The following is a 12109-nucleotide window of genomic DNA, read 5'->3' as shown; positions in this document are numbered from 1 at the left end:
TAAAGTTTCTATATTAAGAATATTAAAGAGTGTGGGTTTGCGATCGCAAGGGTTAATTTTTCTTTTGTATGTTTGTATTCTTTCAGTATGCTAAGTATCTTTTCTATAAGCGTCATAAAGTCATGGACGTTAGTGCATAAATTAGGTCGTCATTAGTCATTAGTTATTTGTAAGTATTCTAGCTATTTTTACATTGCCTAACTTAGTCAAATTCAAACGTAGGGTGGGCAGTGCCCACCACAATCCAATTGTCCTAACTTAGTCAAATGCAAGGGTAGCCACAACCCACCAAAATCCAACTTGTACGGCAGCACACCAGACACGTTCAGAAGCAGTTGCCGGACAATTGTAGCTGAACACCGGGAAGTAACACCGTTTGGTTAAAAACTCTTCATCTTACCATTGCCTCGTATCAATAGTTAAAGCAGTTAGAACGCTAGCCCAATATTGAATAATCAGGTAAAAAAACTGTTTCTTCGGCTAAAAAGAGCGATATTGCGTTGGAAAAACTCAAATAAACCGGGCTTTTGCGATTATTGAACCAACACTCACTCAATCTCGTAGCTTGAGGTGCCAAAACATTGCAGCAATTTTAGTTATTGTCTAAATATCTTTTCAGGGAGCGAACCATCTCCCGAATAACATCGCTCTTCGTTCGCTGCACCTTTTTACAATACTCCTCCAATATTCTTTTCTCCTCCTGGGAGAATTGAATCGTCAAATTAGCAGCATTTTTCCTTGGCATGGTCATTGTTTTTCAAGGACTTCTCAATTATAATAATAATCAAATAAAGTCATGAGTGTTTCAGTCAGTTAGACTGCACGGCTATCAGTGGTAGGTAGTATTTGCTTGGGATTAAGTAACATCAGTCCGGCAAACTAAATTGGAGAAATCATGAAACCGCAGACAGCAAAACGCAATCGTGGGCTTATACTTACTCTCCAAGGCTGGCAAAAGCTGCAGAATGCCAGACTAGAGTTGGAATTTCAGGAGAATTCCGGTTCTAAGATGACGCTTGAAGAACTAAGCGAACGGGCTGGAATCACTCCTGTCACCCTCAGGAAAGTACTAACTCGCGAAACAGGGGTTGATAAACACACGCTTGTTCGTTTGTTTATAACGTTAAATTTGGAATTGGAGAAAGGTGACTGTACAAAGCCAGATTCAGGTTTAGTGAAGCAGGAAAGCTTGAAGGTTTCCAAGCGGGTTGACTTGGGAGAGGCAGTTGATACATCGATTTTCTACGGACGCACAGCAGAATTGGCTTTGCTAGAGCAATGGCTGATTAAGGATCGTTGTCGAGTCGTTGCTGTGTTGGGAATGGGGGGTATAGGTAAAACCTCTCTGGCTACCAAGCTAGTACAGGCAATTCAGGAACGATTTGAGTACGTGATTTGGCGCTCGCTCTCCAATGCCCCACCCATCTTCGGTCTGTTGGCTAACTTAATTCAATTTTTCTCCGACACTGAGGTTTTAGAAGCTGATTTGCCAGACAACGTACACGAAAGAATCTCGCTACTGGTTAGTTATTTGCAACAACAGCGCTGTCTTATTATACTCGATAACGTTGAAACCATTCTGCAAAGTGGCGCTATTGCCGGAACTTATCGAGAAGGATATGAGGAATATGGTGAATTGATCAAACGGGTAGGAGAAGTTGCTCACATAAGCGGCTTGCTGCTGACTTCTCGGGAAAAACCCAAAGACGTAGCGTCACTTGAAGGACAAGTACTGCCCGTGCGATCGTTACAATTATGTGGTCTGGAAGCGGTAGACGGGCAAAAAATATTTGAACGAAAAGGGTTTTCTGGCTCGGAGTCAGAATTGAAAAGACTGGTTGAACGCTATACGGGTAATGCCCTAGCCTTGAAGATAGTAGCGACGACGATACTAGATGTCTTTGATGGTAATGTTACCGAGTTTCTCAAAGAAGACGCCGCTGTTTTTGGTGACATTCGCCACCTTCTAAACCAGCAGTTTTCGCGCTTATCAGATTTAGAAAAGGATATAATGTACTGGCTGGCAATCGAGCGCGAGCCAGTTCCGCTATCAGAGTTACGAGAAGATATCGTATCACCGATACCATCACAAAAATTACTGGAAGCTCTGGAGTCTTTGGTACGGAGATGCCTGGTTGAGAAAAGCACAGCACTCTTTACACAACAACCTGTCGTTATGGAGTATGTTACCAATAGATTGATAGATCGAGTTTGTGAAGAGATTGAAACTCAGAAGCTTGATTTGTTCAGGTGTCATGCTCTGATAAAGGCTACGGCGAAGGACTATATTAGAGATATTCAAATTCGACTTATTCTTAAACCAGTGATAGATGGGCTGCTCACGGTTTTTAGAAGTAAAACAGTCATTGAAAAGCACCTAATTCAAATTTTAGCAACGCTGCGACAGACATCTCCGCTACAACAAAGTTACACGGCGGGAAATCTCCTGAATCTGCTTTGTCATCTGGAAACTGATTTAACTGGCTATGATTTTTCTCATCTGAGTGTTTGGCAAGCAGACCTGCGAAATGTAAAATTGCACGATACGAATTTTGCTTACGCCAATCTAGCTAAGTCTGTTTTTGTTGAAAACCTTGTCGGTATTCATTCGGTGGCCTTTAGCCCAGATGGAAAACTCTTGGCTTTGGGGGATAATAATGGTGAAACTTACCTGTACCAGGTTGTGAATGGGAAAAAACTTTTTACCTTTAAGGGGCACATTGGTTGCGTTTGGTCAGTCACCTTCAGTCCTGATGGTCATCTTCTTGCCAGTGGCGGTGATGACCAAACTGTGAAACTGTGGGATGTCAGTACTGGTGAATGCCTCAAAACTTTGCAAGGTCATAGTAGTGTAATTCGGTCAGCTGCCTTCAGTTCGGATAGTAATATGCTGGCGAGTGCCAGTGAAGACCAAACTATGAGGTTATGGGATGTGAACACAGGTCATTGCCTCAAAACTTTCGAGGAAAGTGGTAATAGGATGTTATCAGTCGCCTTTAGTCCAAATGGTCATTTATTGTCGATTGGCAGTGATGACCAAACGGTAAGCCTGTGGAATGTCAGCACTGGTCGATGCCTGAAAATTTTACGCGGACACACGGGTTGGGTATGGTCAGTCGCCTTCAGCCCAGATGGTCAAACCCTGGCTAGTGGTTCTCATGACCAAACGGTAAGGCTGTGGGATGTGACCACTGGTCGATGCCTTCAAACGTTACAGGGTCATACTAACTGGGTACATTCAGTTGCCTTCAGTTCGGATGCTCAGATCCTAGCAAGTGGTAGTGAGGATCAAACGGTAAAGCTGTGGGATATCAGCACTGGTGAATGCCTCAAGACTCTACAGGGATATGGAAATAGGGTGTGGTCAGTTGCCTTTTGTTCAAATAGTCACATACTGGCTAGTGCCAATGATAACCAAACTGTAAGTCTGTGGGATATCAAAACTGGTAGTTGCTTCAAGACCTTGCAGGGTTATAGCAATCGGATATGGTCAGTTACCTTCAGCCCGAAAGGTAGGATTCTTGCTAGTTGCAGTGAGGATCAAACAGTGAAGTTGTGGGATACCAGTACTGGTCAATGTCTCAAAATTTTGCGGGGACACAGTAATAGGGTTGTATCAGTTGCCTTTAGCCCGAATGGTACGGTTCTTGCTAGTTGCGGCGAGGATCAAACAGTGAGGCTGTGGGATACTAGCACTGGTCAATGTCTCAAAATTCTGCGGGGACATAGTAATAGGGTTTCATCAGTCACCTTTAGTCCAAAAGGTATGATTATTGCTAGTTGTAGCGATGACGAAACGGTAAAACTATGGGATGTCAGTACTGGTCAATGCCTTCAGGTTCTACAGGGTCACAAGGGTTGGGTATGGTCAGCCGCCTTCAGCCCAGACGGTCAAACCCTGGCTAGTGGTTGTCATGACCAGAAGGTTAGGCTGTGGGATGTTAGCACTGGTCAATGCCTTCAGACTTTACAGGGTCATACTGGCTGGGTATGGTCAGTCAGCTTTAGTGTAGATGGTCGCACGCTTGCTAGTGGCAGTGGTGACCAAACAGTGAAGCTGTGGGACGTCAGCACTGGTTTGTGTCTAAGAACTCTGGGAGGGCATACCAATTGTATATACTCAACTGTCTTCAGCCCCGACGGTCGCACACTAGCAAGTGCTAGTGGTGACCAAACAGTGAAGTTGTGGGATGTGAGTACAAGCAGTTGCGTAAAAACTTTGTCTGAACATTCCAAATGGATCTGGTCGGTCACCTTTAGTCCCGATGGTCAAACTCTAGCTAGTGGCAGTGAAGATGAGACGATTAAACTTTGGGACATAAAGACGGGTGAATGCCTGAAAACTTTGAGGTGCAAAAGGCCTTACGAGGGCATGAACATCACAGGCATAGTCGGTTTAACAGATGCGACTATTGCTTCTCTGAAAGATTTAGGAGCGCTTGAGTATAAAAAAGACAAGTAATACAGCTACAAAAGCGTACATTTTTGAAGCAAGTACTTCCAAGCTACAACCAGATTGGCAAAAAAATGTCATTGCTCGTAAAGTGAAGGAAGTTCCAGGATACTTTGCTTCGCAAGCAGTGACTCTTGCAACAAACCTTTACCACCGATCTCCAGGTAGCTGCTGGAAGAAGAAACAGTTAACCGAATTCGTTTCTCTCCAGCTTACTTGCCTCAGCAATAAATCAACTTAACGGTTCCACCGCATCCCACTCAAGGAGCAAGTGTTTCGGTCCACGAAGAACAACATTTGGCTCGTACTGCACTACAAAATCCTGCTGAAATCGCAAGGAGGGCAACCGTTGGGCTAACACCTCAAGAGCAACTTGACTTTCAAGCCGCACCAAAGGCGCACCAAGACACAAGTGAATGCCCCATCCAAAGCCCAAATGCTTTTGTAGATTTGGTCGATGAATATTAAAGCAATCTGGATTAGGAAAGTGGGTCTCGTCACGATTGGCTGACGCAAACATAAGTTGGAGCCGCGCTCCCGCAGGCAGTGTCACCCCTCCAAGTTCAACCGCCTCCGTGGTTGTCCGGAACATACCTTGCGCCGGAGAATCAATCCGCAAGGTTTCTTCAACCACATTGACTGCCAAATGCAAGTTCTCTTGGAGCAAACGCCACTGGTTTGGATGACGTAACAGCACCAGCAAGGCGTTAGCAATTAATTTGGTGGTACTCTCATGACCAGAAAAGAGAAACCCCATTAGCAGGGTTGCTATCTCTGAAGTTGACAGCAGATACTCATCTTCTTGGAGCGCGTTAAGCAGCTTGGTGGTTATGTCGTCCTGCGGTGTCCGCCGACGCTCCTCGAGCATCGCGGAAGTATAGTTTTGGAAGGCTATACAGCCGTGAGCACATTTGACTTGTTGCTCCAGAGGTTGGTTCTCCCACATTAGCATTGCCCAATCGTCTGACCACTGCTTAAACAGCTGTATGTCTGTACGCGGTACACCCAAAAGAGCAGTCATCACTATCATGGGCAAGGGGTAGGCAAATTGGGCAATCAGGTCAGCACGACCATCATCAACAAAACTATCTACCAGTTCATGTGCAATCGCCTGAATGCGTGGTTTCATCGCTGCAATCGACTGTTGCAAGAAAACTTTACCGACAATACTTCGCAGGCGTGTGTGGATAGGCGGGTCATGGTTGACCAAGGGCAAGTCTAGGTTAAAACCTCGCATTATCTCCTGCACCTCGGGAGGCAGGTCGGATGGTATCTGGACAGAATTCTTTGAGGAGAAACGAATAGGGTCTTTCATGACAGTGCAAATATCGTCGTATCGGGTGACAATCCACGCATTTAGCAACGGGCTGTAGAACACGGGTGTTTCTTGACGGGCACGGGCATAAAAGGGATAGGGATCATCAATCTGTGGAGATGTAAATGGGTTGTAGTCGTTTCTGCTAAAAGGACATTGCTTCAAAAATACATTTAAGGACATACTACCTCTTATTAATTTTTAGAAAGAATAAGACTACTATCAAAAGACGATTTACCGATCGACTCAGGTTTGCTTATGGGAGTGGTACCTAAAGTAACGTTACCCCAGCGCATCACGTTTGCACAGGCAGCTCCTGCTGTACCAAAGCCATAGACGAGAACCAGGTTGTTTTCACGAATCTTGCCTAGTTGTGCAGCGTGGTATAGATTGGCTACGGTAAGTACCGGACCAATATTCGCGTAGTGGGGGTAAAGGTTGAGTGTGCGCTCTGGGTCAATGCCCAACACGCGCGTAGCAAAGGAGGCAAACCAAGCAGTTGCTGTATTGAACAGGAAAAAGTCTATTTGTTCGAGGCTGACACCTGCAACAGCGACAGCGCCAAGGCAACATCTACGCAGAAGCTCTACTGCCGTTGTGCGTGTTACCTTGTTACCATCCTTGCATGACTTCATGCGAATCTGGGGATTGCCCTGTGCGTCGTTCCTCAGTTGAGGAGCAACCAAATTACATAAGGCACCTCCATGAACTGTCTTTGTGCCGAGTATTCCTTGGTTCGATTCTAATGAACTGACAACAATTGCACCGGCACCGTCACTTAGAAACCACGACATAGTATCGTCCTCATCAAAAAAGCGAGAGTATGTGCATGAGATAACAATTAATACATTGCGATATTCTCCTGCTCGCACCATAGCACAAGCAGTCTGTAGTGCCACCGGAGTACTTCCGCACGTTGCATCGAGATTCCATGCAGCACCTTGCAAGCCCAGTTTCCGGGCAAGAAAAGCCGCATTGCCAAATCCAATTTGTTCAGGCCAAACTGAGGAAACGAGCATGAGATCGATATCTTCCGGAGAAAGCTGTGCCGCATCCAGGGCATCCCTTGCTGCACGCTCTTCCAGGATTAGCGAAGACTCGCCTGGACCGAGCACCCGTCGTTCAACAGTGCCGCGAAAGGGGTCTGACAAATAGGGCATCATCTCTAAGTCAAACTCATTGATAGGGGTGGAGTCATTTAGTGAAAACAGCCTTGCTAAGGTTTTTTGCTCGGACTGAGCAACCAAGTTTGGGTATTTCTTGCAGTAGTAATCGTTTGTACGCCTAATACTTGGCAAACTCAATGCCAGCGAGCGAATACCTACTGAGTGATGCACCATGAAAACGATCCTCCGAGTAATTTGTAGCACCTTGCTTTATCAAACTTTCAATACGACTCCCAATCGGTACAGGCTGTGTCGGGGCGATGACAACGTCAACCACAAACGGCTCGGTCGCTGCTATCGCTTTTTCCAACGCAGCCCGAACATTGGACTCCTTCTCAACACGGATGCCGTTTGCTCCCATACCGCAGGCAATCTTGACGAAATCTGCCTGCGGAATCTCTGCATCCACCCCCTTGAGCCCCAGCAGCGCCATCCCCTGGTCACACATATTGTAGCGTCCATCATTGAGCACAATCCAAACGGCGGGGATTTGATATTTCACAGCCGTGCTTACCTCGCTATTCATGAGCATGGCACCGTCACCAACAATAGCAACAGCTTTACCCTGGTATGCCAGTGCAGCACCTACAACACCTGTGACGAAATGACCTAGAGACCCGAACCCTGGGCTGACCCGGTAACGACCAGGTTTAGTAAATCGCAGCATATAATTTCCCCAAGCCAACGAGTTACCTGCTTCCGTCATCACCACTGCATCACTTCCCTCAACAATGACTCTTTGAATCACGTTCATAAGAACCTCGGGACGCACCGGACCACTTGTGCTGGGATTCATTACCATGCGGTAGGGTCTTGGCAAGGATTGGAGCTTGGATTGACTTCGACAGTTTGGGAAATGCTTCAACAGCGCTTTCACAAACATTTTTACATCAGACTGAATAGCAAAAGTCTCAACAGATGGGTATGCGGTTCCTGGCACTTCCGGGTCGATGTCAACATGCACAAAACCTCCCTTAGGAATCATTGCTGCGTTCCAAAATGAGGTGAGTTCACCAAGACGTGTTCCCAGTACCAGCGTCCGCAAAGGACAATACTCTTGCATATACCTCAAAACCGACTCATGCCCAGCAAACCCCGTGACGCCAACAAACTGAGGATGATCCTCCGGAAAAATACCTTTGCCACGCGGTGAACACATGACTGCGGCTCCCGTGCTCTCAGCCAGCTGGCAAATTTCTTCAGCTGCAGAGCGCGCACCAAAGCCAACCCAGATAGCAAATGGACCTTCCGACAGCAACCGCACACATTCTGAAATCGTTTCCTCACTTGCGGTTGTGGGAGCAACAGAAAGACTTACTCGTGGCAACAAGGTCTCGACTGAACTTGTTTGGATGCTGGTGGGAATACTCAAATGTCCTACAAAGCCACCAGGTCGGTTTAAGCCCAGAGCCAGCCGTCTTTTGACCTCTGGGAGTTCATCACTGCATTCGAGAGTAATTGCGTAATGAAACAGTGTTTCTGAGGTAAAAATTCCGGTGCTGGGCATCGTGTAAGTGCTCGTTTCTTGGCACGCCCACCGTCCGCGTTGTGATGTTGAAGTGGAAGCCGACAGGAAAATCACCTTAGCGCCTTCCCAGCGTGCGGCGAATAATCCAGTTAGTGCGTTCGTGATCCCCGGACCTGTTGTGGTAAAAACTACAACGGGACGACCACTTGCAAAGTACGCCTCGGTGGCTGCAAAAGCTGCTCCTGCTTCATGACGAAAGTGAAGAACTTTGATTGAACTGTGTTGCAGTGCGTGCCATATAGGAGCGATCGCACCTCCTGAAACACCAAAGGCGTATTGCACTCCCATATCCTCCAGCATTTTGACCACCGCCTCAGCTACTGAGACAGGTGCAACTTGCTGCTTTGTTTTAGGAGGCTCAATATCCAATTGTGGATCTGGTTGAATATGTGCTGGTGAGGCGATCGAAGAGGGCTCAGATGGTAAGAAGGTGCTATGTTTGGATTTCTTATCAACGTGTACGAGCTGAATTGGGTTGAATTGCCTATTAATATCGTTCCGTAACTTTTTAGCTGTATTTCGTTTTTTGGGAAAGGATTTAGAGTTCATAAGCCAAAGTAGATGCGTATAAGTTGATAATGGTCTCTACTTATGCACGGAGTATGGGATTTTAGGAGGAATCTTTCATTGTTAACTGATACAACGGCTTCCATCTGTATGAATTACGACTGATGTAGGGGTGAAATGCCTTGCGCCCTTACAGACGTACTCATTGAATAGGAAGTCGCTATAAATACATTGCAGCACAGTATATTTTTTAATACCATCCTGCACGATCGACTAAAAGTGCAGCTTCAAACGTAAAAAGAACTGACTTGTTTTACAGCAGTTTTCAAGTTGTATAGAATACCCCATGCCCAAAGGTTGCCCAAGTATCGGGGAGAGTACCCTATGCCCGGAGAAGTCCATGCAAGAGTTCTCCCGTTGAGCGAACTAGCCCAAAGGACACGCTTACGGGAACTGGGTAAAGTCTTGCGTGTATTCCATGCAATTGCAAAGTGCTGTAGATAAAGATAATCAAAAATTGCCGAGGGTCTTGGTTATGAAAATGGGTAACCTTACTTGTACGCGGTTCCTGATTGAAGTTTGATTGTGTAAGATGTCCAAACGGTTCTTTTGTTGCTACGTTGGCACAGAAGTAGAGCGCTAACATTGCAACAATAGAGCAGGTAAGACATCACCCCAAGGATAGTTCATACTTTTCTCTATTATCTGCCAGAAGGCTAAGTGAATCTCCTACGAGAGGAGCATACCAAGGCAATCTAGAACAATGTAACATTTTACACAATTACTATTGCTAGTAGGTTACTTTATGCAATCTAGTCAATTTAGTCGATTGATAGATGCTTGTTGCAATTTAGTTTGCTACTTTCACAAATCCCAGGCAACTCAAGATAAGTAACTTAAGGAAAAGTTAATTTTGTTATCGGCAATTATCTCATTTCCGTTGACCTGATTAACACTTGCAAATGGACTCAAAATTGCCAAAATGCTTGATAATCAAAGATTCCAATGGATGTGTACAAGAACTTGCTGAACCAAGAGGTTGTTTTATCCGCTCTTTTTGTATTACAAATGTATGCTCTTAAACTTCATAGTTATTAGAACTTAGGCATTTAAATAATGAAGTTAAGTTTTAGGCAACATTTCCTACCTAGAGTATACTTTAAATAAGTCTAAAGATAGAGGTTTATGAAAAAAAGTTTGTTTGCAAACCGAAAATTTGACAAAAATTGTATTAAATGCGACTAAAAAATAGCAATACAATTGTTTAGGTAGGCGTGAATAAAAGCAAATATGTGTTCTGGAATGTAAAAATGTCTAAAAGCCCGACAATAGGTACTTGACAAATTACGGTTTTCACCCATTAAGGTTTAGTTAAGTATTTTTGATGAAATTTGGTGATGTGTCCAGACGCTTCAAACAGCTAGTCTCTACTTTGCTGCACTTGGTCTTGGTCAGCTAACTTTATTTGTGACGACATAAGTATCACTGACCAACCTGTAGCTTGAGCAACCGCAATTTCCCCCTACAAGGTGCAACTTTGTTTAAGGTTATAGGGAGGAGTAGAACACAAATGGTATCGAGTTAAACTTAGCAAAGACAACTTCAGCCAGTATCTAAATTTGCCACTGGCTAAACATGGCTTCAGTTATACCTTCGCATAACTTACACCAAAAAAACGTTAACTTTTTTCCCTAAGTTTTCTATCTTAACTAGCTAAAACCTGAGTTGTAGATAGACAATGATACAGAACCAACCAAAGAGAAGCAATTGCTCTCTAGGCTATCTACTCAATTGTAGTGTTTGTTCCCCCAGCTTATGCACGGGGGCTTTCTCACTTTTTCTGTATTTTGTGTGTTTACATTGAGGACAAATACGCTCTTATTAGCTCGGTCTTTGCCAATATGAGTTTTACACTTACAGAAAGTCTAACTTTTTTAGTATCATAAAGTTAAGCTCAATATGAGTATAACATATTCAGAAAAAAAGTTAAAACTTTCTAAAGAACTTTGCCAGTCCGTGTTGATGTTTCCCTCAAGATTGGCAACAACTTACTCGCCCTGGTGGATCGTTGGTCTGACAAGTGGCTTTCTTCGGGGTCAAACCTGTCCCTGCCTGTCATTTATTCCGTCTCCAATGCTCATGAGTATTAAGTAGGACTTCTAGTGGTTCAAGCTAAATAGGGTGTTATCTCAGTACGACAACATTCTGCTAAGACTTTTGTAGAGGTTTTAAATGACCAAGCAAACCAACTACTACAACGATCTGTCCGCAGATTATTCCAAATCAGGGCTAGTTTCTCATGAACTAGCAGTAAGACTGCTTATAAACGGGGAGACATATATTTCTCTAATTGAAGAAATTTTACCAAAAATTAACTCAGAGTATACCTTAGCGCAAATAGAACAAGAAAACAAACAGTGGTGGCCGACCCACTGTGAAGCACTGCGACAAGGACGGGGGGATATTCTAGCAGGTGAATACGCCAATAGTTTTGTCTATTTCTGTGCTGACGGACCTTTTTATGGTAAAGTCGCAGCGATAGATAGAGAAATACATTGGTGGGCGATTCTCGCTCAACCAAATGTAACGATGGTTTGGCCCCTTGTTTTGTTCAATGGTGAAGCCGTTTACAGTGAGTGGCATTGTATGGACGATGTCACCAAGGAAGTTATCGCTAAAGGAAACCAAACTTTCCTTCGACGCGGGCATAGAGGTGCGTGTTACTTAAAATGCGAGCAACTTAACTTTTATCGTGATATTTATGCTTCCAATGAGTTGCTGCATTGGATTAGGCGTTAACAGAGAAATGTAGCAGTTTCCTAGTTAAGCGTTTATGCATTTGGCGTTGCATACTGACTTCTGAGAACAGCCCTTTGTCATCGATTGTTAGTTATGGATAGCACAAAGGATTTTGGACAAATGACAAACGGCACCGCTTGGCAATCAAGTTTGCAAGTTGTACGCGCATTAGCTTAACAAGATTCACTAAACAGTTTTAAAACCCTAATCTTGATAACCTCAGAAAAACTGTAAAACTACAATTTACATAGCTTAGGTCGAAAGATAATGTCGAATGTATCGACCTGAGAAAGATATGTGCGTTACTCAAGTCTAGGTACGTCTAATTAAAGAGTTTCAGT

6 protein-coding genes are annotated in these 12109 nt (G+C 44.4%); 2 read left to right on the top strand and 4 right to left on the bottom strand.

Features of this window, described 5'->3' with window-relative positions; all coding sequences use genetic code 11:
- Nucleotides 1–592 precede the first annotated feature (592 nt).
- On the bottom strand, nucleotides 593–745 hold the full coding sequence (locus ACYRY3_RS26870; protein ID WP_460204679.1) for a ribbon-helix-helix protein, CopG family: 153 nt from the start codon (nucleotides 743–745) through the stop codon (nucleotides 593–595).
- A 150-nt stretch (nucleotides 746–895) separates the two neighbouring features.
- On the opposite strand from ACYRY3_RS26870, the gene ACYRY3_RS26865 reads away from it, so the two are divergent.
- A complete protein-coding gene (locus ACYRY3_RS26865; RefSeq protein WP_460204678.1) occupies nucleotides 896–4462 on the top strand; it encodes a WD40 domain-containing protein in 3567 nt (1188 codons plus the stop codon).
- A gap of 223 nt (nucleotides 4463–4685) precedes the next feature.
- On the opposite strand, the gene ACYRY3_RS26860 is transcribed toward ACYRY3_RS26865, so the two are convergent.
- From ACYRY3_RS26860 to ACYRY3_RS26850, 3 genes are read right to left on the bottom strand one after another with little or no spacing between them, the layout of a single operon-like run.
- The gene (locus ACYRY3_RS26860; RefSeq protein ID WP_460204677.1) at nucleotides 4686–5951 is read right to left on the bottom strand and encodes a cytochrome P450; all 1266 of its coding nucleotides are present in this window, start codon (nucleotides 5949–5951) and stop codon (nucleotides 4686–4688) included.
- An 11-nt stretch (nucleotides 5952–5962) separates the two neighbouring features.
- Nucleotides 5963–7108: a 3-oxoacyl-ACP synthase III family protein gene (locus ACYRY3_RS26855; protein ID WP_460204676.1), complete on the bottom strand. Its 1146-nt coding sequence runs from the start codon at nucleotides 7106–7108 to the stop codon at nucleotides 5963–5965.
- Complete coding sequence (locus tag ACYRY3_RS26850; RefSeq protein WP_460204675.1) at nucleotides 7053–9011, bottom strand: ScyA-related TPP-binding enzyme; 1959 nt, start codon at nucleotides 9009–9011, stop codon at nucleotides 7053–7055. Before ACYRY3_RS26850 ends, ACYRY3_RS26855 begins: the two co-directional genes overlap by 56 nt.
- Before the next feature lie 2190 nt (nucleotides 9012–11201).
- Between ACYRY3_RS26850 and ACYRY3_RS26845 the strand changes: the two genes are divergently transcribed.
- Nucleotides 11202–11768: a hypothetical protein gene (locus ACYRY3_RS26845; protein ID WP_460204674.1), complete on the top strand. Its 567-nt coding sequence runs from the start codon at nucleotides 11202–11204 to the stop codon at nucleotides 11766–11768.
- The last annotated feature ends 341 nt before the right edge of the window (nucleotides 11769–12109 follow it).

The organism is Scytonema sp. NUACC21 (assembly GCF_054684315.1).
This window is presented reverse-complemented; position numbering and strand designations above follow the sequence as displayed.

Bases quoted from the DNA above. Each gene is read 5' to 3' on its own strand.
- ACYRY3_RS26855 (WP_460204676.1), bottom strand. From the start codon at position 7,108: ATGGTGCATCACTCAGTAGGTATTCGCTCGCTGGCATTGAGTTTGCCA.
- ACYRY3_RS26860 (WP_460204677.1), bottom strand. From the start codon at position 5,951: ATGTCCTTAAATGTATTTTTGAAGCAATGTCCTTTTAGCAGAAACGAC.
- ACYRY3_RS26870 (WP_460204679.1), bottom strand. From the start codon at position 745: ATGCCAAGGAAAAATGCTGCTAATTTGACGATTCAATTCTCCCAGGAG.
- ACYRY3_RS26850 (WP_460204675.1), bottom strand. From the start codon at position 9,011: ATGAACTCTAAATCCTTTCCCAAAAAACGAAATACAGCTAAAAAGTTA.
- ACYRY3_RS26845 (WP_460204674.1), top strand. From the start codon at position 11,202: ATGACCAAGCAAACCAACTACTACAACGATCTGTCCGCAGATTATTCC.
- ACYRY3_RS26865 (WP_460204678.1), top strand. From the start codon at position 896: ATGAAACCGCAGACAGCAAAACGCAATCGTGGGCTTATACTTACTCTC.